General features: G+C 63.1%; 26 protein-coding genes and 1 tRNA gene. 13 read left to right on the top strand and 14 right to left on the bottom strand.

What is annotated here, in order from left to right; all coding sequences use genetic code 11:
* Positions 1-33 precede the first annotated feature (33 nt).
* The gene (locus tag E3T51_RS12085) at positions 34-1,017 is read left to right on the top strand and encodes an o-succinylbenzoate synthase (RefSeq protein WP_174844596.1); all 984 of its coding nucleotides are present in this window, start codon (positions 34-36) and stop codon (positions 1,015-1,017) included.
* A gap of 84 nt (positions 1,018-1,101) precedes the next feature.
* Here E3T51_RS12085 and ccsB read toward each other — a convergent pair whose 3' ends face one another.
* Genes ccsB through E3T51_RS12060 form a run of 5 tightly spaced genes read right to left on the bottom strand, consistent with a single transcriptional unit; the run spans position 1,102 to position 5,876 of the window.
* The gene (gene ccsB / locus E3T51_RS12080; RefSeq protein ID WP_420898443.1) at positions 1,102-2,175 is read right to left on the bottom strand and encodes a c-type cytochrome biogenesis protein CcsB; all 1,074 of its coding nucleotides are present in this window, start codon (positions 2,173-2,175) and stop codon (positions 1,102-1,104) included.
* A 15-nt stretch (positions 2,176-2,190) separates the two neighbouring features.
* Complete coding sequence (resB, locus tag E3T51_RS12075; protein ID WP_420898434.1) at positions 2,191-3,810, bottom strand: cytochrome c biogenesis protein ResB; 1,620 nt, start codon at positions 3,808-3,810, stop codon at positions 2,191-2,193.
* A gap of 40 nt (positions 3,811-3,850) precedes the next feature.
* Positions 3,851-4,612, bottom strand: coding sequence for a cytochrome c biogenesis CcdA family protein (locus E3T51_RS12070; RefSeq protein ID WP_104190717.1), 762 nt, complete (start codon positions 4,610-4,612; stop codon positions 3,851-3,853).
* Positions 4,609-5,235, bottom strand: a complete 627-nt coding sequence (locus tag E3T51_RS12065) for a TlpA family protein disulfide reductase (protein WP_134530058.1) — start codon at positions 5,233-5,235, stop codon at positions 4,609-4,611. Before E3T51_RS12065 ends, E3T51_RS12070 begins: the two co-directional genes overlap by 4 nt.
* Positions 5,232-5,876, bottom strand: a complete 645-nt coding sequence (locus E3T51_RS12060; protein ID WP_134530057.1) for a histidine phosphatase family protein — start codon at positions 5,874-5,876, stop codon at positions 5,232-5,234. The genes E3T51_RS12065 and E3T51_RS12060 overlap by 4 nt, the downstream gene beginning before the upstream one ends.
* 92 nt (positions 5,877-5,968) lie before the next feature.
* On the opposite strand from E3T51_RS12060, the gene aspS reads away from it, so the two are divergent.
* Positions 5,969-7,282 carry an aspartate--tRNA(Asn) ligase gene (gene aspS / locus E3T51_RS12055; RefSeq protein WP_104190714.1) on the top strand — a complete coding sequence of 438 codons (1,314 nt, stop codon included), beginning with the start codon at positions 5,969-5,971 and terminating at the stop codon, positions 7,280-7,282.
* Positions 7,283-7,439: 157 nt separating this feature from the next.
* Here aspS and E3T51_RS12050 read toward each other — a convergent pair whose 3' ends face one another.
* From E3T51_RS12050 to E3T51_RS12035, 4 genes are all read right to left on the bottom strand, one after another.
* Complete coding sequence (locus tag E3T51_RS12050) at positions 7,440-7,739, bottom strand: Dabb family protein (protein ID WP_134530056.1); 300 nt, start codon at positions 7,737-7,739, stop codon at positions 7,440-7,442.
* The gene (locus tag E3T51_RS12045) at positions 7,736-8,005 is read right to left on the bottom strand and encodes a glutaredoxin family protein (RefSeq protein ID WP_104190712.1); all 270 of its coding nucleotides are present in this window, start codon (positions 8,003-8,005) and stop codon (positions 7,736-7,738) included. Before E3T51_RS12045 ends, E3T51_RS12050 begins: the two co-directional genes overlap by 4 nt.
* Positions 8,006-8,136: 131 nt before the next feature.
* Positions 8,137-8,235 carry a 30S ribosomal protein bS22 gene (locus E3T51_RS12040; protein WP_003792170.1) on the bottom strand — a complete coding sequence of 33 codons (99 nt, stop codon included), beginning with the start codon at positions 8,233-8,235 and terminating at the stop codon, positions 8,137-8,139.
* Between the two features lie 109 nt (positions 8,236-8,344).
* Positions 8,345-8,812 carry an ArsR/SmtB family transcription factor gene (locus E3T51_RS12035; protein ID WP_134530055.1) on the bottom strand — a complete coding sequence of 156 codons (468 nt, stop codon included), beginning with the start codon at positions 8,810-8,812 and terminating at the stop codon, positions 8,345-8,347.
* A 147-nt stretch (positions 8,813-8,959) separates the two neighbouring features.
* On the opposite strand from E3T51_RS12035, the gene E3T51_RS12030 reads away from it, so the two are divergent.
* The 3 genes from E3T51_RS12030 to E3T51_RS12020 all read left to right on the top strand — a co-directional run bounded on the left by E3T51_RS12030 (position 8,960) and on the right by E3T51_RS12020 (position 12,489).
* Positions 8,960-10,348 (top strand): TrkH family potassium uptake protein, encoded by a 1,389-nt coding sequence (locus tag E3T51_RS12030; protein ID WP_134530054.1) that lies wholly within the window; start codon positions 8,960-8,962, stop codon positions 10,346-10,348.
* Complete coding sequence (locus E3T51_RS12025; protein WP_104190710.1) at positions 10,341-11,012, top strand: potassium channel family protein; 672 nt, start codon at positions 10,341-10,343, stop codon at positions 11,010-11,012. Before E3T51_RS12030 ends, E3T51_RS12025 begins: the two co-directional genes overlap by 8 nt.
* A 112-nt stretch (positions 11,013-11,124) precedes the next feature.
* The gene (locus E3T51_RS12020; protein ID WP_134530053.1) at positions 11,125-12,489 is read left to right on the top strand and encodes a MinD/ParA family ATP-binding protein; all 1,365 of its coding nucleotides are present in this window, start codon (positions 11,125-11,127) and stop codon (positions 12,487-12,489) included.
* A gap of 7 nt (positions 12,490-12,496) precedes the next feature.
* On the opposite strand, the gene proC is transcribed toward E3T51_RS12020, so the two are convergent.
* Complete coding sequence (gene proC / locus E3T51_RS12015; RefSeq protein ID WP_134530052.1) at positions 12,497-13,345, bottom strand: pyrroline-5-carboxylate reductase; 849 nt, start codon at positions 13,343-13,345, stop codon at positions 12,497-12,499.
* 92 nt (positions 13,346-13,437) lie between these two features.
* On the opposite strand from proC, the gene E3T51_RS12010 reads away from it, so the two are divergent.
* The gene (locus tag E3T51_RS12010) at positions 13,438-14,400 is read left to right on the top strand and encodes a cation diffusion facilitator family transporter (protein WP_134530051.1); all 963 of its coding nucleotides are present in this window, start codon (positions 13,438-13,440) and stop codon (positions 14,398-14,400) included.
* 3 nt (positions 14,401-14,403) lie between these two features.
* Here E3T51_RS12010 and tadA read toward each other — a convergent pair whose 3' ends face one another.
* The gene (tadA, locus tag E3T51_RS12005; protein WP_206751177.1) at positions 14,404-14,880 is read right to left on the bottom strand and encodes a tRNA adenosine(34) deaminase TadA; all 477 of its coding nucleotides are present in this window, start codon (positions 14,878-14,880) and stop codon (positions 14,404-14,406) included.
* Between the two features lie 44 nt (positions 14,881-14,924).
* Between tadA and upp the strand changes: the two genes are divergently transcribed.
* From upp to E3T51_RS11985, 4 genes are all read left to right on the top strand, one after another.
* Positions 14,925-15,557: a uracil phosphoribosyltransferase gene (gene upp, locus E3T51_RS12000; RefSeq protein ID WP_134530050.1), complete on the top strand. Its 633-nt coding sequence runs from the start codon at positions 14,925-14,927 to the stop codon at positions 15,555-15,557.
* 527 nt (positions 15,558-16,084) lie between these two features.
* Positions 16,085-16,789 (top strand): winged helix-turn-helix domain-containing protein, encoded by a 705-nt coding sequence (locus E3T51_RS11995; RefSeq protein ID WP_134530049.1) that lies wholly within the window; start codon positions 16,085-16,087, stop codon positions 16,787-16,789.
* A gap of 384 nt (positions 16,790-17,173) precedes the next feature.
* Positions 17,174-17,572 (top strand): MarR family winged helix-turn-helix transcriptional regulator, encoded by a 399-nt coding sequence (locus E3T51_RS11990; protein ID WP_241989306.1) that lies wholly within the window; start codon positions 17,174-17,176, stop codon positions 17,570-17,572.
* A gap of 251 nt (positions 17,573-17,823) precedes the next feature.
* Entirely contained in the window at positions 17,824-18,522 is a 699-nt protein-coding gene (locus tag E3T51_RS11985) for an SDR family NAD(P)-dependent oxidoreductase (protein ID WP_134530048.1), read from the top strand.
* Positions 18,523-18,526: 4 nt separating this feature from the next.
* On the opposite strand, the gene E3T51_RS11980 is transcribed toward E3T51_RS11985, so the two are convergent.
* Together E3T51_RS11980 and E3T51_RS11975 are read right to left on the bottom strand one after the other, a co-directional pair.
* Complete coding sequence (locus E3T51_RS11980; protein WP_134530047.1) at positions 18,527-19,990, bottom strand: cryptochrome/photolyase family protein; 1,464 nt, start codon at positions 19,988-19,990, stop codon at positions 18,527-18,529.
* Positions 19,991-20,089: 99 nt separating this feature from the next.
* Positions 20,090-20,162 (bottom strand) — tRNA-Arg (locus E3T51_RS11975).
* Positions 20,163-20,312: 150 nt separating this feature from the next.
* Here E3T51_RS11975 and E3T51_RS11970 point away from each other — a divergent pair.
* On the top strand, positions 20,313-21,032 hold the full coding sequence (locus E3T51_RS11970; RefSeq protein ID WP_134530046.1) for a flavodoxin family protein: 720 nt from the start codon (positions 20,313-20,315) through the stop codon (positions 21,030-21,032).
* A 149-nt stretch (positions 21,033-21,181) separates the two neighbouring features.
* A complete protein-coding gene (locus E3T51_RS11965; protein WP_241989305.1) occupies positions 21,182-21,595 on the top strand; it encodes a DUF1294 domain-containing protein in 414 nt (137 codons plus the stop codon).
* On the opposite strand, the gene E3T51_RS11960 is transcribed toward E3T51_RS11965, so the two are convergent.
* On the bottom strand, positions 21,592-22,227 hold the full coding sequence (locus E3T51_RS11960; RefSeq protein ID WP_134530045.1) for a hypothetical protein: 636 nt from the start codon (positions 22,225-22,227) through the stop codon (positions 21,592-21,594). The two genes, E3T51_RS11965 and E3T51_RS11960, sit on opposite strands and share 4 nt — an antisense overlap.
* Before the next feature lie 217 nt (positions 22,228-22,444).
* Here E3T51_RS11960 and E3T51_RS11955 point away from each other — a divergent pair.
* The coding region (locus E3T51_RS11955; protein WP_134530044.1) for a SulP family inorganic anion transporter at positions 22,445-22,910 on the top strand (466 nt) is incomplete at its 3' end.

The raw sequence follows: 22,910 nt of genomic DNA, 5'->3' as shown, positions 1-22,910 counted from the left end.
GTCTACCCAGCCGGAGGCTGACACACTGGAATCATGATGCCCTCACTGGATGAGTTACTCGGTTCCGCGCACGTCGTCTCCCTGAAACTGTTCGACCGGTTCCGTGGGTTGGACAGTCGGGAAGCACTGCTGCTGGAAGGCCCAGAGGGCTGGACCGAGTTCTCCCCCTTCGTCGAATACGATGATGCCGAGGCCGCCAACTGGCTCCGAGCCACCATCGACTTCGGCTGGCAGAGCACGCCGCACCCCCTGCGCACGAGCATTCCGGTCAATGCAACCGTACCGGCCGTGCCGGCGGGCAAGGTCGCCGAGGTGCTCGCACGTTTTCCCGGCTGCCGCACGGCAAAGGTGAAGGTCGCCAGCCCGGATCAAACCCTGGCTGACGATGTCGCCCGGGTGGCCGAGGTACGTCGCGTACTCGGTCCGGAAGGTCGCATCCGCATCGATGCGAATGGCCTGTGGAACGTTGATGAAGCCGAACACGCTATCCACGCACTGAGCGCTTTCGACCTGGAATACGTCGAGCAGCCGTGCATGAGCGTGCCCGACCTCGCCGAGATTCGTCACCGCACCACCTACCTGAGCGTACCGATCGCCGCCGACGAGAGCGTGCGGAAGAGCGGCGACCCGCTCGCCGTGGCCCGGGCCGGCGCCGCCGACATTCTCGTCATTAAGGCCCAGCCGCTTGGCGGCATCCGAGCCGCACTGTCGATCATTGGCCAGACGGGGCTGCCGGTCGTAGTCTCCAGCGCTCTCGACACGTCGATCGGGCTATCGATGGGCGCGCACCTCGCGGCATCCGTTCCGGGACTTTACTTCGACTGCGGCCTCGGCACCGCCTCGCTCCTCGCCGAGGATGTCACGGGAGAGCCGCTGCTGCCGATAGCCGGTGCCATTCCGGTGCGCCGGGTCGTGCCGGATGCGGCCCTGCTCGACCAGCACGCGGCCAGCCCCGATCGTCGAGACTGGTGGCTCGCTCGTCTCGCGCGTACGCACGCGCTTGTCGCCGCCGAGTAACCCGAAATCGATCCCGGGAGCGGGTGTTTTTCGTTGCTTCAATCCGGTTGAAGCAACCAGACACCCGCTTTCGCGTGAGTCGGGTTAGAGAGAGAGACCCGAGTAGGCGTGCAGGCCCTTGAAGAACACGTTGACAATGCCGAAGTTGAACATGACGGCGGAAAATCCAATGATCGACAGCCAGGCCGAGCGTGATCCGCGCCAGCCACGGGTTGCGCGAGCGTGGATATATCCGGCGTAGATGACCCAGATAATGAAGGTCCACACCTCTTTGGTGTCCCAGCCCCAGTAACGCCCCCAGGCCTGTTCGGCCCAGATCGAGCCAGCCATGAGGGTGAAGGTCCACAGGATGAAGCCGATGATGTTGATGCGGTAGGCCAGGTTCTCCAGTGTCGCCGACGATGGCAAGGTTGCCAGAAAACGCAGGCGCCGACCGGATGCCACGGCCGAGCGCCCAGCGGCGGCGACCTCCCGCACCCTGTTTTCGCGCCGAAACTGCAGCACTTGCACGGTCGACAGCGCGAAGCCGAGCGCGAACATCCCGGTGGCCAACGACGCCACGAATACGTGGATGACCAGCCATGCCGACTGCAGTGCCGGCGGCAGGGGGGCAACCTCCACATAAAACTGCAGGGACGCCACGCCGAGCAGTACCAGCACGAGGCCCGTGACGAAGGTACCGAGAAAACGCAGGTCGGAGCGGATCAGCACGATGAGGAACACCGTCATAATGAGCAGCGTGCCCGTCAGCGCGAACTCGTACATGTTCGCCCACGGCACCCGGTCGGCCGCAAAGCCGCGCATGATGGTAGCCGCGAGGTGCAACGCCCAGGCCAGTACGGTGAGGGCAACTCCCACGCGCAGGCTCGACGAGCGGCCATACGGCAGCGCCGCGTCGTCGTCCATGCGGGCGCTGATGCGCGACAGCACGGGTCGCTTCACGGCCGGCCGTTCGAGGGTGCTGGTGCGGCCAACGGCTACTACTCTGCCCACGGAAGCAGCGGCATCCACTTCAGTCAGGTCGGATTCCATCGCACTCACGGCGCTTGAACGACGCGCGAGGTCGACTGCGAAAGCGATGAAAGCAAAGGCGTAGATGGCCATCGCCGAGTACAACGCGTTGAGCGAGTATGAGTTGAGCAGTGCGGTGTCAGTCAGATTCACGATGTAAGCCTAAATCGATTCGGGATTCGCTGCGACGGGTTGGTGGGTTTTCAACAGCTTGAGGTGACGGTCAGCCACATTCGTGATGGCTGCTTCGAGAGCCGGGTCATCGCCACGGGCCAGGCCCGCATACTCGAGATGCACGGTTCCGTCGGTTCGGGTCGTGGCCTTCACCCAAACGCGGCGACGCGGCACGAGCAGCCCGGTGAACAGGCCGAACAGCACGAGCATCGAGAAGGAGATCAACCAGATCTGCGTCGGGTCGTGGTGGATGTCAAAACTTGCGAAACGCGGAACCGACTGGGTGAAGTCGTCGGCGGCCGTTGCGGCCGGGTTGTTGTCGACGAAGCTGACGGTGCCGAGGTCGCCCGGCAGCTCGGCCGATTCACCCGGCTTCAGTTCGATCGAGGCAACGCCGGTCTCGCCGCCGGTCTGCCGGGTCAGGGTATCGGTGACGAGCGAATAGACGGATGTTGGCACGCCGGCATCAAGACCGAGATCGCCGGTATAGACGTTCAGAGTGAGCAACGGGTACTCGAGGTCGGGGTAGCTGGAGAAGTTTGCGCCGGACGCCGCTTTATCCTGAGTGGGATAGAAGAACCCGATCATGCCGACCTGTTCGGCCAGTCCGTCCGGCACTTTCACGATGCCAAGCGAGGTGAGATTGGCGTCCTGCGGCAAGAATGGCACCGAGTCTGAAAAGACGACGGTACCGTCGGGGGCGGTGACCTGAATGGTCGGTGCGTACCCGTTGCCAAGCAGGAAGATGCTCGTTCCGTTAGTGCGCAGCGGTCCGTTAACCTTGACGACGCCGGGCTCAGCCGCCTCACCCTTGGGGGTGACGGTCACGTCGGCGGTGAAGTCGACCGGCTGGCCGTAGGCCTGCAGATTCTGCTGTTCGTAGGAGACCTCGAAGTCATCCAGGCTCAGCGTGTACGGGTCGAGCGTGGTGTCGTCGAAGAATCGTCCCGGGTTGAAGGAGTCGTAGGCGAGCAGCGTGTTCACAAAGGTCTGCCCTTCGACGATCACTCGTTGGCCGCTAAAGCCATAACCGCCACCGAATCCAACGGTGACCAGAATGCCCACGAGCGCAGCATGAAAGACGAGGTTGCCGGTCTCCCGCAGGTAGCCACGCTCCGCCGAAACGGATGACTCGGTGTCGGAATCAAAGCGGACGACGCGGTAGCCGCTGGACTTCAGGAGGGTGCGGGCGTGCGTGATAGCGGCGCGGGCATCCGTCTGCGCCGGCGCGTCTTGCGTGGTGAAACCGGACAGCCGCCCGAGGCGGGCCGGCGTGGTCGGCGGCTTGGCGCGCAGGGCCTGAAAGTGATGTTTGGTGCGCGGAATGACGCAGCCGATGAGAGAAATGAACAGCAGCAGGTAAATCGACGAGAACCAGGCCGAGGTGTAGACGTCGAAGGCTTGCAGTTTGTCCAGGATCGGCGCCAGGTCGGCATTGTCGGCGAAGTACTGGGTGACACCGTTCGGGTCGGAGCTGCGCTGGGGCACGAGCGATCCGGGAATGGACGCGATGGCGAGCATGAGCAGCAGGAACAGGGCGGTACGCATGCTCGTGAGCTGACGCCAGAACCAGCGCAACCAGCCGGTCAGGCCGAGCTTGGGCTGCACGACACCGGTTTGCGGCGCCTGCGGACGGGAATCATAGTGATCAGATGGCCGGGACAAAGCTGCCAATCACCCCTTGCAAATCGAGGAGCCACGCGTTCCAGATGCCAGTCACCATGAGTACTCCAATGACGACGAGCAGAACGCCGCCGAACAGGTTGATGGCACGAATATGCCGTTTCAGGAAGGCGACCGATCCGGTGGCCCAGTTGAGGCCGAGGGCGATCAACAGGAAGGGAATTCCGAGGCCGAGAGAATAGAAGAGGGCGAGCAGCCCGCCTTGCCAGGGCGAACCGGTGCCGAGACTGAGCGAGTTGATGGCCGTGAGGGTGGGACCGGTGCACGGCGTCCAGCCCACCGCGAAGACCGCACCGAGCACGGGAGCGCCGGCGAGACCCATCTTGGGGCGCCAGTTGGTTTTGAGGGTGCGTTGCATGGCACCGAACTGGCCGACGAAGACGAGGCCCAACAGGATAACCACCACGCCGGCAAGTCGCGTGATCAGGTCGCGGTAAGAGTTGAGCCAGAATCCGGCGGCACCGAAGACAACGCCGGTGAGCACAAATACCACGGTAAAGCCGAGCACGAACAGACCGACCCCGGCCAGGAGCCGGGTGCGACCGCGACGGTCACGCTTGGAGGCACCGGTGCGTCCGTCGGTGAAGCCACCGATGTAGGCGAGGTAACCGGGAACGAGCGGCAGGATGCACGGCGAGGCGAACGACACGAGGCCGGCGAGGAGTGCGATGGGAATGGCGAAGAGCAGTTGGCCACTGAAGACGATCTCTCCGAAAGGATTGTTCACTCGGTCGTGCCAGTCTCCGCGATCGTGTCCCGAATCAGGGTTTCCAGGATGGACGGCGACGTGACCTGGCCCAGAATGCGCGCCGCGACCCGCCCTTCGGCGTCAAGCACCAGAGTGGTCGGCACCGCGTTTGGCGGAATGCTGCCGCTGAACGCGAGCTGCATGGCTCCGGTATCAACGTCGAGCACCGAGGGGTAGGTCACGCTGTAGGTTTCGTTAAAGGCAATGGCATTGGGGGCCTGGTCACGCACGTTGACGCCGAGAAAACTCGCTCCCTCGTTCTCGAATTGGGCATTGATGCTTTGCAGATCGGATGCCTCAGCGCGGCACGGTGCACAGCTGGCGTACCAGAAGTTGACGACCAGGACTTCGCCTTGCGTGTCGGCGCTCGTCACCGTATCGCCCGTCTCTGTCACGCCGGAGAACTCGATGGCCTCACCGCGATCGGCGAGGGCGATCTCGGTGACGCTGCCGTCACCGGCGATGAAACCCTTGTTTGAGCCTTCCCGGTATTGGTCCGCGAGCGGATCAGAGGAGCAACCCGAAAGCACCAGGGCACCGGCGGCCAGCCCGGCCAACAGTGGGGCGAGGCGGCGGCGTTGGCTCACGCGGCGATGATTCATACAGCACCCACATCGTTGCTCGGGTCGAGAAGGGCCAGTGCCGGGCTGGCGTAGCCGGTTTCGGCGAAGTGGTCACCGTGCCAGCACAGGGTAGTGATGCTCGACAGGTCGCAGCGGCGTTGGCGCGGGTCGTGCGCAAGCTGTTCGTGGGCGAGAGCGCGGTGCACCATCCAAATCGGCAGCTGATGGCTGACCAGCACTACGTCACCCTCATCCACTGAGTTCCAGGCGTCGTCGATCGCCGCGAGCATGCGGTCAGAGATCGAACGGAAGGGTTCTCCCCAGCTCGGCTTCAAGGGGTTGATCAGGGCCGGCCAGTTGCGCGGGTCGCGTAACGCGCCACCCTGGCCACGCATCCGCTTGCCCTCAAAGGCGTTCGTCGGTTCGATGATGCGTTCGTCGGTGTCGATCGTTAGCGCGAAGGCGGCGGCGATCGGCGCGGCCGATTCCTGCGCGCGTTGCAGGGGCGAAGCGATGACACGCACAACCGCGCGGCCCCGCTCGACCAGTTCCTCCGCGGCGGCTTCGGCCATCAGCACGCCCCGCTCGGAGAGCCGGTAGTTCGGCAGCCGTCCGTAGAGCACGCGTTCGGGGTTGAAAACCTCACCGTGACGCACGAGATGCACTTGACTGGCTACCACCCGACCAGTCTACAAAGGGGTCAGCCTAGAATCCGCCGTGAGCGGCCCGCTCGGGCGGCTCCGGCTAAACTCGAACCGTGACTTCGCGCGTATTGATCAAAAACCTGTCCGCTCTCGACGACGGCACCGTATCGGTGTCCGGCTGGGTCGATACCGTTCGAGACCAGAAGAAGGTGCAATTCGTCGTTCTGCGCGACGAATCCGGCGCCGTGCAGCTGGTCAACCCTCGTACAACGGATGCCGATGGCGTCGTCATCGCCGACGAGCCCGCCACCAGCATTTCGGGCCTCGCCCAGGGCACCTTCGTCACTGTGACGGGGCAGCTCAAGCACGACGAACGCGTGAAGCTCGGCGGTATCGAGATCAAGCTCGCCACCCTCACCGTGGTGTCGGCTGCTATTCCGGAGACGCCGATCGCGGCCGACTCAAGCCTTGACAAGCGCATGGACTGGCGCTTTCTCGACCTGCGCAACCCGAAGCAGAACCTTATCTTCCGCATCCAGACCACGTTCGAGCACGCGCTTCGCACCTACTGGATCGAGCACGACTTCATCGAACTGCACACCCCCAAGCTCATGGCGAGTGCGAGCGAGTCCCGCGCCGAGCTGTTCGAGGTCGGCTACTTCGATACCAAGGCGTACCTCGCGCAGAGCCCGCAGTTCTTCAAGCAGATGGCACAGTCGGCCGGCTTCGGCAAGATCTTCGAGGTTGGGCCGGCGTTCCGCGCTGACCCCTCGTTCACGAGCCGGCACGCCACCGAGTTCACGAGCGTCGACAGTGAGATCAGCTGGATCAACAGCCACGACGATGTCATGACGCTGCATGAAGACCTCATGGTTGCCGGGTTCACTGCGGTACAGGCCAAGCACGGCGACGAGGTCAAGGCCCTGTTCGACGTTGAGGTGACCGTTCCGAGCACGCCGTTCCCGCGCATTCCCCTGGCCGAAGCCAAGGAGATCGTCAAGAGCCGCGGCTATGAGGTTCCTCGCGACGACGACGACATGGACCCGGAAGGCGAGCGGCAGATCGCCGCGTACGTGGCGGAGAAGTATGGGCACGAATTCGTGTTCCTCACCGACTACGCCTCGAGCATCCGCCCGTTCTACCACATGCGTCACGAGGGTGATGCGTCGATCACCAAGAGCTACGACCTCATCTTCAACGGCACCGAAATCTCGACCGGCGCCCAGCGCGAGCACCGCATCGAGGTGCTCGAAGCCCAAGCGATCGAGAAGGGTCTCGACCCGAAGGAGATCGAGGGCTACCTCGACTTCTTCCGCTACGGCGTGCCGTCGCACGGAGGCTTCGGCATGGGCCTGGCCCGCGTGCTGATGCTCATGCTGCACCAGGCTTCAATTCGCGAGGTCACCTACCTGTTCCGCGGCCCGACCCGCCTCGAGCCGTAGCCGGGCTCTGGCCCGTCTCGGCCCCGTGCCCCGCCCGCACCGAGCCGTGAGTTTGCGTCGCCGAGCCGTGAGTTCTGGCCTCTTTCGAGCCAAAAATAAGCCAATACTCACGGCTCGGCGACCCTAGACCGTGGAAAGTCACGGCTCGGCGAGCGGGTCAGACCTCGAGGTCGACGGCCAGGCGATCGGCGACAACGGTGCGAATAAACGCGCCGACCTTTTTGTGCTCGGGGTGCTTCTGGTAACGCTCAAGGGCCTCAAGATCATCGAAGTCGGCGATCAGCGCGACATCCCAGTTTTCATTGCCGGCAACATCCGGCCCGACCGTCAGCGCACGAATCTCGGGTACAACACCGACGAGGGATTCCAGGCCCGCCACGATGCCCGCGGCATCATCGGCCTTCTTGCGTGGCGTCAGGGCATTGAGCTTCCAGCAAACGATGTGGCGAATGGTCATGAGACCTCCAGTAGGGCGGCGCGCAGGCGCACAGGGTCGATGCGCCAGTAATTGTGCACTTTGCCGTTGATGAGGAGCACCGGGATGTCCTCCAGATAGAGCTCGTGCAGCTCGGCGTCATCGAGAATGGAACGTTCCTCGAACGTGATCTGTGGGGCCGACACATCGTCGGCGAGCTTGGCCACGACGCTTCCGACCAGGTCCCGCGCATCGTCGCAGAGGTGACAACCGGGCTTGCCGATCAGGGTCAGGTGTGCGGTGGGCATGGTTCCAGCCTACGGCGACTTCATGCCGGCGCGTACGGGCACGACACACCGCGCGGGCGACAGCAAAAAGCGCCAGTCCCGAAGGGCTAGCGCTTTGCTCGAGAACGGTTAAGAGTTGAGTCCTAGTCGTTCTACTTCTTATTACGACGCTGGTGGCGAGTCTTGCGAAGCAGCTTGCGGTGCTTCTTCTTCGCCATACGCTTGCGTCGCTTCTTAATTACAGAACCCACACGGACCTCACAAGTATTGGTTTAGTCGCGGGGCCCGCGACTGACACGAAAACACCATTCTACCGGACAAAACCGGCTCCAACTACTCAGCAGCCGGATCGGGCCTCCTTCAGCCGTTTCTACGCCACTTTTTTGCGGTTGCATCTTTGACGACGTGCGACATTTGCGAGGCATCGGCGAACGCCTTGCCAATAGCCGAGGCGAAGGCGCGCTGCTCGTCCTTCAGGCCGGCATCGGCCTCCAGATCTACGTCCTTGACGGCCTGGTCGAAGTCGACGCTCAGAAAGGGAATTAACCAGTCCTCGATCTCTTCGAGCGGCGAAAACTGCAGCCGATAGAAGCGGTGCTGCCCGTCTTCGCGAACGGTGACCAAACCGGCCTCCCGCAACACCTTGAGGTGCTTTGAAATTGTTGGCTGGCTCAACCCGAGGTGCCCAACGATGTCAGACACGCTCAGCTCGCCCCGCACTTCCCGGGACGGACCGCGAATTTCAGCGGCGGGAACTGCGCGCTCTAAAAGAATGCGCAAGATGTCCCGTCGCGCCGAGTCCGCCACCACGGTGAAGATGTCTGCCATAACCTCACAGTAGTCATTACTGCTGGGTAATAACCAACGCTGGGTAGTACCATTTCAAACTGGCAATAGTCGCAGGCTAATCGGGGGTTCCAGGTGTCGTTGAGAACCGGAACTGAACCATTCTTTTCGCGCCCGCTCGCCATTCTGATGCGGATACGCGACGAAGTGGACTCGCTCGCCCACAAGTCGCCATCACGGTTTGCGATTCTGGTGTTCTCCGCGCTCATCCTGGTCTTCACCGTGTTGTTTTCGCTACCGATCGCCGCAGCGGATCGCACGATCACCCCACTGCACGACGCCGTTTTCACGGCAGTGTCGGTCATCTGCGTCACCGGACTAGCCACGGTCGACATGGCCACCCACTGGTCAGCGTTCGGCAATATTTTGGTGTTCGTCGGTGTCAATATCGGCGGCATCGGCGTATTGACGCTCGCGTCACTGATGGGACTGGTCATCTCGCGCAGACTCGGGCTGCGCGCGAAGCTGATGGCGGCGAGCGATTCCAACCCCTCCCGCATTCACGCCGGGCCGGTGAACGAGGGCCAGACCATTCGCCTCGGCGAGGTCGGCAGCCTGCTGCTCACGGTTGCAATCAGCGCATTCGTCATTGAGGTCGGCGTAGCAGCGCTGCTTTTTCCCCGCATGCTGCAGGCCGGTGTATCCCTGGGCGAAGCGGTCTGGCACAGTTTCTACTACGCTGCGATGGCCTTCACCAACACCGGTTTCAACCCGAACCCCGGGGGCCTCGCCCCGTTCGCCGATGACTACTGGTTTCTCGGCGCGCTCATGATCGGTGTTTTTCTGGGCAGTCTTGGGTTTCCGGTGATCTACGCGTTCGCGCGCGGCTGGCGCAAACCGCGCCGCTGGTCGGTACACGTCAAGCTGACACTCGTCACGACAATCGCCCTGATGATCCTCGGAATGATCTTTTACATCATTCTCGAGTTCGATAATCCCAAGACTTTTGGGTCGCTCAATGCCGGCGATACCATCTTTCAATCGTTGTTCATGTCGGTGATGACGCGCTCAGGCGGTTTTGCGACCATCGATATCAGTGACCTGCACGGGTCGAGCCTGCTGCTCAGTGACATGCTCATGTTCATCGGTGGCGGGTCAGCGTCGACCGCCGGCGGCATTAAGGTCACGACCCTGGCCATCCTCTTTCTCGCCGCGTTTGCCGAAGCACGCGGCAAGCAGGAAATGGAAGCGTTCGGCCGTCGTATTCCGAGCGACATTCTGCGCTTGTCGGTCAGCGTTGTGCTGTGGGGCGCGACCACCGTTGCAGTCGCGAGCATTCTCATACTGCACATTTCGAAACAACCCTTCGACATCGTTCTTTTTGACGTGATCAGTGCTTTCGCCACCTGCGGCCTGTCTACCGGGCTGACCGCCGATCTACCGCCGGAAGGCGTCTACGTTATGGCGGCAACGATGTTCATGGGCCGGGTTGGTACAGTGACTCTCGCGGCAGCTCTGGCCGCGAGCCACAGCAGGCAACTGTTTAAACGCCCGGAAGAGAGACCCATCGTTGGTTGATCGCATCAAACACGACGCCCCCGTGCTCATTATCGGGCTCGGACGATTTGGCGCGGCCACGGCCGGCCAGCTCGACCGACTGGGCCGCGAAGTGCTCGTCGTCGACACGAGCGATGCCCTTGTCTCGAAGTGGTCGGAGCGGGTGACGCACGCCGTGCAAGCGGATGGCCGTTCCCTCGAGGCCCTGCAACAAATTGGCGCCCAGGACTTCTCGATCGCCGTCTGCGCGGTCGGGTCGTCGGTGGAAGCCAGCGTGCTGATCGTCGCCAATCTGGTAGACCTAAAGATTCAACAGATCTGGGCCAAGGCCATCTCCAAGTCACACGGCAAGATTCTCGAACGCATTGGCGCCAACCACGTCATCTACCCCGAGGCAGAGGCCGGCGAGCGCGTCGCCCACCTGGTGTCGGGTCGCATGCTCGACTTCATCGAATTCGACGATGATTTCGCCCTCGTGAAAATGTACCCACCGAAGCCCATCCGTGGCCTCGCCCTCGTCGATTCGGGCGTGCGTCGCAAGTACAGCGTGACGGTCGTCGGCGTCAAAAGCCCCGGCAAGCCGTTTACCTACGCAACTCCGGAGACCGTGGTGTCCAACCATGACCTCATCATCGTGTCGGGCGCCGAGGCCGATATCGAACGGTTTGCCGCGCTCGGTTCATAGTCCTCCCCCTATTCGGGGGAGTCGACCAGCTATTCTGCTACTACGGACACTTCTCGCCGCGGCTCACCTGAGCCTTGGCGCCGGCTCGTGTGCGTGAACGGAAAGGCTTTCTATGTCACCCCACGTACCCGCTCTCGCCAACACCCCGGCCGACATCGTCGCCACGGTTCAGACTGACACGACGGGCGAGGTGACCATTGACGGCTCCCCGCACCGCGTCACCAGTACCGATGAGGCCGGCGTTCGCGAGGAGATCATCGGCCTCGTGGTCGAGACCGCTCGTCGTCGCGGGCAATCGGTTCTGCTGCAGGTGAGCGACGAGCAGGGCGATTGGCCGCTGACGGTGCACCCCAACGGGCGGGTCGAGGCAGCCGGGCCGGTTGTCGTGGCCGGCCACCCGAAACCGGCGCGCACCGCGCCTGTTCCGGTCGTGACTCCCCTCGAGGTGCCGATACCATTTGCCACGCTGATGCAGCCCCCCGTTACGGCGCCGCCTACCGCCCTGTTCGAATCTCTGGTGACACCCGCAACGGATGCCGCGCCCGCTGTGCCGAACCTGGCCGATTTTCTCAGTTCGCGGCCACCTGCCCCCGCCGGACCGGCTGCGCTGGGCTGGCAGGGCGCCCTGCGTCGTCTCAGCGGCGGGTTCGTCTCCCCCACGCCGAGTCCCGCCGAACAACGGCAGCGCACCGCCATTGGGGCCGTGCAGCGCAGCCTGAACGGCCCGCGCACGATCGTGGTACTCAACCCCAAGGGAGGCGCGCACAAGACGACGGCAACGCTGCTCATCGCGGCCACGTTCGGCATCTACCGCGGCGGCTACACCCTGGCCTGGGACAACAACGAGACCATGGGCACGCTGGGCGTGCGGGCCCAGGCTGCCCGGCACACCAATACGGCCGTCGACCTGCTGCGCGACCTCGACCGGTTCGGCGATTCCCGCTCCCGGGTGGGAGACCTCGACAACTACGTGCGATCGCAGGGCGACGCCCAGTTCGACGCCCTCGCCTCCGACCTCGATCCGGCGGGCGCTGCAAGCATCGACGATGACGCCTTCCGCAAACTTCATCGGACTCTGAGCCGCTTCTACCGGATACTGGTCATCGACACCGGCAACAATATGCGCGCCAGCAACTGGGAAGCCGCGGTCGATACCGCCGACCAGCTCGTGATCGTGTCGACCATTCGCGAGGACACCGGCTACGGTGCGGCCTCGCTGATCGACGGCCTGCGGCAGAAGGGCCATGCCGAAAAGGTCGCCGAGGCGGTCACTGTGCTTGCGTCGCCGTCGAAAACTGCTGATGAGCAGCTGTCGAAGCGTCTGCACGACCACTTTCAACAGCTCACCCGCACGGTTGTCGACGTTCCCTACGATGCCTCGCTGGTGGGTGGCGGGCCGCTCAAAATCGACGCACTGGCGCCGCGCACCCGCGCAGCGTGGGTGCAGGCGACGGCGGCCATCGCCGAGGGGCTGTAGGCCTGCCCTAGGAGGCGGCGAGCTCTTTCGCGCGGGCGAGAGCGGCATCCGTTGCGGTGTCGAAGAGCTCCTTGAGGCCGCCCTTTTCGAGTTCCCAAACGGCCCGCTCGGTCGTACCAGCCGGGCTGGTTACCTGGCGGCGCAACTCGCTCGGCGACTTGTCGGACACGGCGAGGAGCGCGCTCGCACCAAGGAAGGTGCCATTGACCATAACAGCGGCCTCTTCGGGGGTGAAACCCTTGCTTCGAGCCGTTTCGGTGAGCTGTTCGATCAGGTAAAACACATAGGCCGGCCCGGAGCCGGAGATGGTACTGAGGGCGTCGAGCTTGCTCTCGGGTACGACCAGCACATCGCCGACGGTCGCAAACAGGGCTCGAGTGAGTTCGAGGTCGACGTCGTTGGATCGAGTGCCAGCGCTGATGCCGGTAACGGCCATGCCGACGACGGCGGGGGTGTTCGGCATGGTGCGGATGACGTGCACGGAATCGGGCAGGAGCGATTCGAAGGTGTCGATCGTCACGCCGGCCGCGACGCTCAAGACGAGGGTGCCCGGCGCGAGGGAGTTGCCGATTTCGTCGAGCAGATCGGCGACCATGTGAGGCTTCACGGCGATAATGACGATCTGAGCGCCGTCGATGGCCTTGAGGTTGGCGTCAGCGTCAACCTCGGTCGCGTAGGCGGTGACGCCCTCGGTGTCGGCCAGCTCTGCGGCCTTCGCTGCGGTGCGGTTGGTGACTCGAATGTCACCCTCGACGTTCACGCCGGGTTTAAGCAGACCGGCCAGAATGGCACGAGCCATGGATCCGGCGCCGAGGAAGGCGATCGTGGGCAGAGTCACATTCGGGGAGGAAGTCATTCGATCAGTCTACTTTTCCCAGCTTTGGGGTGCCCAAAACCGTCACGCCGGCGCCACCTGCGACCGGAGACGCGCGGTCTTAAGATGATTTCATGAGCGCATCCGGCGGAAACAAGGCAATTGTGGCGGCATTCACGGCCAATCTGGGCATCGCCGTCACCAAGTTCGTGGCGTGGGGCCTGTCGGGGTCGTCCTCGATGCTCGCCGAGGGCGTGCACTCGGTAGCGGATGCCGGCAACCAACTGCTCCTGCTGCTGGGCGGTCGCAAGGCGAAGAAGCGGGCCGACCTGGAGCATCCGTTTGGCTATGGTCGAGAACGCTACGTCTACGCCTTCGTGGTGTCGATCATTCTGTTTTCAATCGGTGGGGTGTTCTCGCTCTATGAAGGCATCGACAAGCTGCAGAACCCGCATCCGCTGGAAAATGCCTGGGTGCCGATTCTGGTGCTCGCCATCGCGATGGTGCTGGAAGGGTTCTCTTTGCGCACCGCGATCAAAGAGTCGAACCATGTGCGAGGAAATGAGACCTGGGTGCAGTTCATTCGGCATGCGAAGGCCCCCGAACTGCCCGTCGTGCTGCTCGAAGATGTGGCGGCTCTTACGGGCCTGGCCTTCGCTTTCGTGGGCGTCGGGCTGACCATCGTCACGGATGAGCCGATCTGGGACGCTGTCGGCACGCTCGCCATTGGCGCACTGCTCGTTTTGGTCGCGATTATTCTCGGCATTGAAACCAAAAGCCTTCTCGTGGGCGAGGGCGCAAGCAAGAAGGACCTCGACGCCATCAAAGCGGCCATTCTCGACGGCCAGGAAATCAAGCGCATCATTCACCTCAAGACGCTCTACCTCGGGCCGGATGAGATCCTGGTCGGCGCCAAGGTTGCCTTCGAAGGCGAGCACCGATTTGCCGACGTCGCCACCGACATCAACGCCGTCGAAACTCGTATTCGCACTGCGGTGCCGCTCGCACGCACGATCTATCTCGAGCCAGACATCTTTTTTGATTCAAATTCGGCCAATCCGCCGACCGATGCCTTTGTGATCAAGGGGCTGGAATAGGCCTCAGCGGGCTGTGCGTCGTGCTGGATTGTCGAAAAATTCTCGGAGGATTGCGCCGCACTCCACCGCGTTGACGCCGGCGAAGACTTCAACGCGATGGTTGAGCCGACGGTCGCGCAGCACGTCGTACACCGATCCGACGGCGCCCGCCTTCGCATCCCAGGCGCCGAACACGACCGTGGGCACCCGTGCGGCGAGGATCGCACCGGCGCACATCACGCAGGGTTCGAGCGTGACGATCAGGGTGCAGTCGGTCAGGTGCCAGTCGCCGGTGTGCACGGCCGCCTGCCGGATGGCGACGACTTCGGCGTGCAGGGTCGGATCCTGATGCCGTTCCCGCTCGTTGCGGCCCCGGCCGATAACCGCGCCCGCAGCGTCGACGACGATGGCTCCAACAGGCACGTCGTCAAAGACCAGGGCGGCATGCGCTTCGGTGAGGGCGAGCAGCATCCACTCGGCGTGCTGATCTCGTGCGCGCATCTGTCACCTTAAACCGGGGGTTTGCCTCTAGTAGAATTGAGCCTATGCGAGTCCACGTTGCCGACCACCCGCTCATTACGCACAAGCTCACCGTGCTTCGCGATAAAGACACGCCCTCACCGCTGTTTCGATCACTCGTGGAAGAACTCATGACGCTGCTCGCTTATGAGGGCACGCGCGGCGTGCGCGTGGAGGCGGTCACCGTGCAGACCCCCGTGTCGGCGGCTCACGGCGTGCGCATCAGCGACCCGAAGCCGCTGGTCGTGCCAATTCTGCGCGCCGGCCTCGGCATGCTTGAGGGCATGGTGAAGCTGTTGCCCACCGCCGAGGTTGGCTTTCTCGGCATGGCCCGCAACGAAGAGACGCTGCAGCCCACGACCTACGCCGAGCGTCTTCCGGATGATCTGTCGGATCGGCAGTGTTTTGTGCTCGACCCGATGCTCGCCACCGGCGGGTCGCTCATCGCTGCCATTAATTTTCTGTTCGACCGTGGTGCTGTGGACGTGACGGCGATCTGTATTCTGGCCGCACCGGAAGGCCTCGACGCTGTGGAGCAAGCTCTGGCGGGCCGCGAGGTGACGATCGTGCTGGGCGCCGTGGACGAGAAACTTGACGAACAGGGTTACATCGTGCCGGGTCTTGGCGACGCCGGCGACCGCCTGTATGGCGTGGTCTGACGACCTGATCGAAATAAACCCGGCCGACGCATGCAGGTCCTGCGACCAGCGACACGCCAGGCCGGGTTTATATCAATAATCTTCGATTTTTTGATGTTTTCTCTTGGAAAATTTTGCAATACCGTGATGGTGCAACGAATCGCCGAAATGGACGCAGCCCCGCGAACGTGGTGCACGTCATGCGAAGACTTACCGCGACGTCAAATTGACACACGGCGTCACATTCCGCTTTACTCACAGTTATGACAACAAGCGCACGCCCCCTGACCTCCCTCGAGGCCCCCGGGACTGCCGCCATGATGATGGCCGGCACCCCCGCCATCCGCTGTTGCCGAATGTGCCGCTAACCGAGACTTCCCTCCGCGTCCCCAGCCTGACTGATCTTTGAATCGTCAGGCCGACGCCTCGAATGCCTTCTAGGGCATTCGACCTCCGGCCCGCAGGGGCCAACTCGAGCCTTCACCGACGGAGATCGCGCATTCGCGCTACGTCGGGCTCCCCTTCGATCGAACCATCAAGGACCTCCCATGTCTCTCGCACACATTCACGCCAATCGCCCCACGCACTTCAACCGGCCCGACCTGACGCTGGCGCCGACCGTCGCCGCCCCACGCATTCGCGCCGTCCCGACCGGCACCGAGGCTCGCGGCTTCGTGCTTTACGTCGGCATCGATGAGGCTAAAGCGGCCGCAGCCGGCACCAGCCTGAACCGCATCGTTGAGGCGCTCAAAGCCCTCGCGGCCGACATCGCTCCGTCCGCCGAGACGTACGCCGCCGTCGCCCTCGCTCCGGAGGGCGCTGGCGGCCGGGACGTCGACGTCGTGCGTCTGGCCCTCCAAGACCCCGCCGCCCTGGCCCAGCACCGTGCCGAGCCGGAGGAACAGGACCGTGCCCATAGCGGCGTCGTCGTGGACATCTCCCGCAAGCGTGTCATCCTTGATAACGAGACCGCTGCACTGACCTACAAAGAGTTCGAGTTGCTGCAGTACCTCGTACTACGCGAGGGCCGTACGGTCGATCGTGCCGAGATCATTGCCTCACTGTGGAACTCCGCCGACGAGGAGGACATCCCGAACGAGCGCACGATTGACGTGCACGTTCGCCGCCTGCGCTCCAAGCTCGGTCGCTACGAAGACATCGTGCGCACGGTACGCGGCGTGGGCTACCGCTTTGACCGCCACGCGGACGTCGCCATTCGCCAGTCGACCACGCCGAGCCCCGACCTGTTCTAGACGACCCCTCAAGATGCCTGTTAAACGGACTGAGGGCCAGTCGCAGAGGCTACGACTGACCCTCTTCCCTTGCACCAAGAGTGTCCTGCAATCACATTTCACGTCGTCCGCCACAGCAAACGGTTGACGCACCTAAAACATATAACGAATCGGTAACGGGCGCCACCTTTCGTAGAGGAAATCTCCTGCGAGTTTCATGCACAGCACCTGATAATCTCCGATCAAGCCGTCGCCGCCGCCACAGTCACCCGCGGTGCATGCCGACCTTGTCGAGTCTCTATTCTTGGAGAACGACGTGGTGAACGAGGCGAGGAGCCGCAGGTGGTGGATCGGATGATTGCGGTGGGCGCGTGGGAGTCCCTTTTTCGGGCTCAGGTTGCCATTATGCGCAGTCTGGCAGCGAATTTTCCCTCCAAGGAGATTTCGCTCAACGAGTACGACGTGATGTTCAACCTGTCTCGGCAGCCTGACCGGTGCATCCGCTTGCGTGAACTCAACCAGCACGTGCTGTTGACCCAGCCGAGCGTGAGCCGCCTGGTCGACCGGTTGGTTTCTCGTGGATACCTGCACAAGCACACCGACCCGGCCGACGGGCGCGGCGCCATCATTGAGCTGACGGATGCCGGCCTCGCGCTGTTTCGGCGGGTCGCCGTTGACCACATGAACTCTATTACCCAGCGCATCGGCGAGACGCTCAATGAACTCGAGCTGCAACAGCTGACGATGCTCTGCGACAAGCTGCGTATCGATTGCCCCGGCGACGACTCGATGCTCCACGACTAGTCGGGATATGGGGCGATGGAACGAGGGCCCTACCCCTCGTCCCACCGAGGCAATCCCTCGCAGGAATGCCTTCCTCACCGGGCGCCCGAACATTGCCCGGTGAGAAACTCGGGCGCAAGCACGTACCGTTCCTGTGAACAAAACGAACTCAGACCGGTTGAGCAATGCTCACGTCGGTCGATGCTATCCCAGCTTGGGGGTGAAAACCCTAATCTTGCGCAAGCACTCAGCATCTCGTTTACTCTGAAGCCATGACTTCCCTCTCCGGTTCATCTGTTCTTATCGTCGGCGCTACCGGTGGCTTAGGCCGCGAAATCGCCCAGCTTCTGAGCGAAGAGGGCGCTCTGCTCACCCTGCACGGGCGCAACGCTGAGCGTCTCGCCGCACTCGGCATCTTTGGGGCGACGGTCACTGGCGACCTAAGTGAACCGGGCACGGCCGCACAGCTCGTGTCCGCCGCCCTCGCCGCTCACGGCCGTCTCGACGGAATCATCAACGCCGCCGGAGTCGTAGCGTTCGGCCCCATGGCGGATGTCGCTGACGAAACAATAGATACCCTGATGGCGGTAAACGCGACGGCACCGATGCGCCTGCTCCGTGCAGCCCGTCCCGCTCTGACCGAATCGTCCGGCGCGCATCGTGACCCGTTCTTTGTCACGCTCAGCGGCATTGTGAGCGAGCGCCCTACCGCGAACATGGCGGCATACTCGGCCTCGAAGGCAGCCCTCGCGGCCTTCGCGCAAGCGGCGGGCCGGGAAATGCGGCGGGACGGCATCCGTTTTCTTGATGCACGACCCGGCCATACTGAAACGGGACTGGCCACGAGGCCGATCCAGGGGTCAGCACCGCCACTACCTACCGGTTATCAGCCAGCGGATGTCGCCCGACGCGTCGTCGACGCGATCATCTCTGGCGAGCGCGACCTGCCGAGCACCGCCTTTGCCGGATAGGCCCCTACCAGTCTGTGCGCGTGCGCTCCTGAGCCACAACCTCGTCACGGTCCACAAGCCGCCTCAAGCCGGCGAGCGGCTGGGCCATGCGGTGATTACCGCGGATGCGCGGCTCCACGCGATCCAGGAATGCCCAATATCCGGCCGTGAACGGGCAAGCGTCCGGCCCCAGCCGGATCTTCGGGTTGAATCGGCAACCCCCGCAGAAATCGGTCATCTTCGAGATGTACGCGCCACCGGCGGCGTAGGGCTTCGTCGCGACAATACCGCCGTCGGCGTGCTGCGACATGCCGACAACATTGGCCGGCATGACCCACGGTGTTCCGTCGACGAAGGCATTGATGAACCAATCCGACAGTGCCGAGGGTTCGTAGCCTCGCTGCAATGACCAGTTGCCCAGAATCATGAGGCGCTGGATATGATGCGCGTACCCGGTGCGGGAAACCTCATCGAGCACGTGGCTCAGGCACCGCGCTTCGACGGCGTCACCGTTTAACTCCAGAAACGCCGGTGGAAGCGGCTCATGGGCGCCAAGAAAGTTGCTCTCCGCGACGTAGTTCTCGCCGAGGTGCCAGTACAGGTGCCACACCCAGTCCCGCCAGCCCATGACTTGGCGCACGACGGCCTCGGTGCTGGGCAGCGGCACCCCACCGGAGTGATAGGCCGTCACGACCGCGTCGATAACTTCCTGCGGATGCAGGAGGCCGAGGTTGAGTGGAACGCTCAACCTCGCGTGGGCCATCGTGCTGTCCCCGATCAGCGAGGCATCCTCGAAGGGCCCGAAGTCCGACAGTCGCGTTTCGATGAAATCATCCAGCGCCGCGAGCGCTTCTGCGCGGGTGGCCGCAAATTGGCGCGGGCCATCCGCTCCGATCAGGTGCACTCGGCCCTCGGCGACGAGCCGGTCGAGGTCTCGGCGCACCTCCTCGTCGATGTCGTCTTCGACCGGGGCCCACGGGTCGGGCAGGCCGAGGCTGGTCGCACCTTTGGGGGGTGGCTGACGATTGTCGTGATCGAAGTTGAAGCGCCCGCCCTCCGGCTCAGGGCCACGCATAAGTGTGCCGGTGGTCGTGCGCACGTGGCGGTAGAACTGCTCCATCACAAGCCGGGATACCGGCCGGCCGTCGGCCCAACTGGCGAAGTCCTGCTCGCTCGTCACGAAGCCTCGACTCGGCAGGACGGATGCACCCAGTTCGGCGACCAGCGCGCGTGCACCCCACGAGGTGGGGTTGATCACCTCGAGGTCACGGCCCGTGAGCACGTCCCGGTAGTGCTCGGCTTGCAGAAACTCTGCGCGATCGCCCAGCGCGCGCGCGCGGTGGCGGAGTGCGCTGAGTATGAGGTGGGCTTTGGCCCGATGGTACGTACGTCGCCCCAGCACGGCAGTCGCCTCGACCAGCACGATAGGCCCACCGTCGTCGTAGTGGGGACCAAGTTGGTCGGCAAAAAGAAAACGGGGAGGAGGCATACCAGCGAGCTTACCGACGTGCTCTAAGCCAGGCCGGAAATTCAGGCGGCTGCGCACAAAAAGCCCCGTCCGACGCAGTGTCGAACGGGGCTGAATCTGTGCGCCCGAAGGGATTCGAACCCCCAACCTTCTGATCCGTAGTCAGATGCTCTATCCGTTGAGCTACGAGCGCATGTGAATCTTCCGAACTGTTATTCCCGGAGACAACTTGAAAACTATACCAGTTATCGGGAGCGCTCCGTGCCGCTGCGGGGTACACCGCACCCGGTTCAGCAGAAATCAACCCCTTTTCTCGTTTTTCAGCCAGTGCTTTACTAACCGGATGCAACGTGAATCCTTTGACTACTCCGGCCTGCGCGCCGTCTTCATTAATTGCACCCTCAAACGCAGCCCCGAGGTCAGCAACAGCCAGGGCATCGTCGACCTCAGTGCCCGCATCATGCGGGAGCAGGGTGTGCACGTAGACCTGGTTCGGGCCGTCGACCATGACATCGCCACCGGCGTTTACCCCGACATGACCGAACACGGCTGGAAAACGGATGACTGGCCGTCACTGTTTTCCATGGTGCAGGCCGCCGATATTCTGGTGCTTGCCGGGCCAATCTGGCTCGGCGACAACGGCTCGGTGACCAAACGCATCGTTGAACGGCTCTATGCCCACTCTGGCGAATTCAACGACGAGGGCCAGTATGTTTTCTACGGCAAGGTTGGCGGCGCCATCATCACCGGCAACGAAGACGGCGTGAAACACTGCGCGGCGAACCTGCTGTATAGCCTGCAGCACATCGGTTACTCCATTCCGCCCGCTGCCGATGCCGGCTGGATCGGCGAGATCGGCCCCGGCCCGAGCTACCTCGACGAAGGATCCGGGGGACCTCAGAATGAATTCACCAACCGCAACGTGACCTTCATGAGCTGGAACCTCATGCACCTCGCCTCGATCCTGAAAAAGAACGGTGGCATTCCAGCCTTTGGCAATCTTCGCCAAGATTGGGACCGCGGCGAACGCTTTGGGTTCGAACCGAACCCGGAATATCGGTAGCTATCAGCAAATCGTTGAACCCCGTGGTACGCCGAGAACCCTCGACAGATTCTTGCGTCGTTCCTCGTGCACATGCCGAGCGCCCCGACGTGCGTGTCACCGGTGGTGCGCGGCAATGATGACGGCCCGCGTAGCCTTTAGCATGGGGTATGGCCTTCGTCCGCTCCCGCCGTGCAGCGGGCAGGGGCAGCTACCTCGCGATCGCCATGTTCGTCCTGGTTTACCTCGTCGGCGCCGTGTACTGGCCAAGGCCGCTCTGGGTGGTCGGGCTCTATCTGGTCACTGGTCTCACCTGTTTCACGCTCTACGCGGTCGACAAGCGGCGGGCGAAGTTTGGCGGGTGGCGGATATCGGAACGCACCCTGCTGTTCTGGGGCTTCATCGGCGGCTGGCCGGGCGCGATTGTGGCGCAGCAGGTGCTGCGCCACAAAACCCAGAAGAAAAGCTTTCGAGAAGCGTTCTGGGCTACGGTCATCATCAACGTCGTGCTCTTTGCCCTGCTGAGCACTCCGGCATTCGACCGGCTGGTAGCGCAGGCGATCACCGACCTCAGCGCTCTTTAATATTCATTGAATTCCGGGTTGGTCGCCGCGTCGTGCTTGGCCTGCAAAATCGCGAGGTTGATCAGAACGAAGGCTTCCAGCCGTTCGCTGCGGTGTTCGGCGTAGTCGGGCGCGCGCGGGTCGACGGCCAATTCGATGAGCTTCGACGACACCGCCGAACTGACCTCTTCGCTCGCTGATCGTTGCGCGCTCGCCACGATGCGCGCCACCTGATCGTTGTCGTCGGCCACGGCGTCGAGGGCGAGCGTCAATCGCTCGTGCACGCGAACCCTGAACGCGAACTGCTTGAGATCATGGCGCTGATCGTCGGTAAAACTCGGTCGCCACTTCATCGCTGCGAGATCTCGCCCCATTCGGCTTACCCGTCGGGCATACTCTTCATTCTGCCGAGTCAGCCGATGCAATTCGCTGCGGGCGTTTTCGGCGTACCGCGCAAAGTCGTAGTCGAAATGCTCCCGCAGCGCTCCGACGATAATGTCGTTTTTCACGGCCATTCTCACGGCCGACACCGCGATGAGCAGGCCTTCATCGACCGTGCGTTCGAGGTCGGGCAGCTCAGCGTTCACGTCGGGTTCACTGACGTGCGCGCGAGCGTCGGCACGACGCCGGGACCGGTTCCAAATAATTGCCACCACTTCCTCGTGCAGGTGACTTCTATTTTATCGGTGAATGCGTATCAGTCGGGCGAAGCCGTCGGGCGGTAGAGTGGCAGGAGTCGGCTGACATTCATCTGTGAGCCCACTCTCCCACCATTGTCCTCGATGACCGGTGGAGGTGCGCACCGCGGCGCCCACCCAAACTTTCTGTATCCATTTCGGCTGCACAGCCGGCCCAGCTTTTGGAGGCCTCATGGCCATTATTGACAAATCCACCGCGCCCAACCGCTACCGAGCGGAACCCTCCGTTCTCACCGCTTTGCGCACGCCCCGCCTGCTCACCCGTGAAGTTCTTGCTGGCCTCGTGGTGGCCATGGCGCTCATTCCCGAGGCGATCGCCTTTTCGATCATCGCCGGCGTCGACCCGCGGGTCGGTCTGTTCTCCTCGTTCGTGATGGCCGTCACCATCGCCTTTGTCGGTGGCCGCCCGGCCATGATCACCGCCGCCACCGGTGCGATCGCCCTCGTCATCGCCCCCGTCGCCCGCGACTACGGCATGGACTACTTCATCGCCACGGTCATCCTCGCCGGCGTGTTTCAAATCGTGCTCAGCCTGATCGGCGTCGCGAAGCTCATGCGGTTCATCCCCCGCAGCGTCATGGTCGGCTTCGTCAACGCCCTCGCCATCCTCATCTTCGGCGCACAGCTGCCCCAGCTTC

Origin of the sequence: Cryobacterium serini, from assembly GCF_004404025.1 — a bacterium.
Classification (GTDB): domain Bacteria; phylum Actinomycetota; class Actinomycetes; order Actinomycetales; family Microbacteriaceae; genus Cryobacterium; species Cryobacterium serini.
Note: the sequence above shows the minus strand (reverse complement) of the source record. Positions and strands in the feature narration are given on the sequence as shown.

Bases quoted from the DNA above. Each gene is read 5' to 3' on its own strand.
- E3T51_RS12085 (WP_174844596.1), top strand. From the start codon at position 34: ATGATGCCCTCACTGGATGAGTTACTCGGTTCCGCGCACGTCGTCTCC.
- E3T51_RS12020 (WP_134530053.1), top strand. From the start codon at position 11,125: ATGTCACCCCACGTACCCGCTCTCGCCAACACCCCGGCCGACATCGTC.
- E3T51_RS11980 (WP_134530047.1), bottom strand. From the start codon at position 19,990: ATGCCTCCTCCCCGTTTTCTTTTTGCCGACCAACTTGGTCCCCACTAC.
- upp (WP_134530050.1), top strand. From the start codon at position 14,925: ATGCGAGTCCACGTTGCCGACCACCCGCTCATTACGCACAAGCTCACC.
- E3T51_RS11970 (WP_134530046.1), top strand. From the start codon at position 20,313: ATGCAACGTGAATCCTTTGACTACTCCGGCCTGCGCGCCGTCTTCATT.
- tadA (WP_206751177.1), bottom strand. From the start codon at position 14,880: ATGCGCGCACGAGATCAGCACGCCGAGTGGATGCTGCTCGCCCTCACC.
- E3T51_RS11995 (WP_134530049.1), top strand. From the start codon at position 16,085: ATGTCTCTCGCACACATTCACGCCAATCGCCCCACGCACTTCAACCGG.
- E3T51_RS12065 (WP_134530058.1), bottom strand. From the start codon at position 5,235: ATGAATCATCGCCGCGTGAGCCAACGCCGCCGCCTCGCCCCACTGTTG.
- E3T51_RS11985 (WP_134530048.1), top strand. From the start codon at position 17,824: ATGACTTCCCTCTCCGGTTCATCTGTTCTTATCGTCGGCGCTACCGGT.
- E3T51_RS12035 (WP_134530055.1), bottom strand. From the start codon at position 8,812: ATGGCAGACATCTTCACCGTGGTGGCGGACTCGGCGCGACGGGACATC.
- E3T51_RS12050 (WP_134530056.1), bottom strand. From the start codon at position 7,739: ATGACCATTCGCCACATCGTTTGCTGGAAGCTCAATGCCCTGACGCCA.
- E3T51_RS12030 (WP_134530054.1), top strand. From the start codon at position 8,960: ATGCGGATACGCGACGAAGTGGACTCGCTCGCCCACAAGTCGCCATCA.
- E3T51_RS12045 (WP_104190712.1), bottom strand. From the start codon at position 8,005: ATGCCCACCGCACACCTGACCCTGATCGGCAAGCCCGGTTGTCACCTC.
- proC (WP_134530052.1), bottom strand. From the start codon at position 13,345: ATGACTTCCTCCCCGAATGTGACTCTGCCCACGATCGCCTTCCTCGGC.
- E3T51_RS11965 (WP_241989305.1), top strand. From the start codon at position 21,182: ATGGCCTTCGTCCGCTCCCGCCGTGCAGCGGGCAGGGGCAGCTACCTC.
- E3T51_RS11990 (WP_241989306.1), top strand. From the start codon at position 17,174: ATGCGCAGTCTGGCAGCGAATTTTCCCTCCAAGGAGATTTCGCTCAAC.
- E3T51_RS12010 (WP_134530051.1), top strand. From the start codon at position 13,438: ATGAGCGCATCCGGCGGAAACAAGGCAATTGTGGCGGCATTCACGGCC.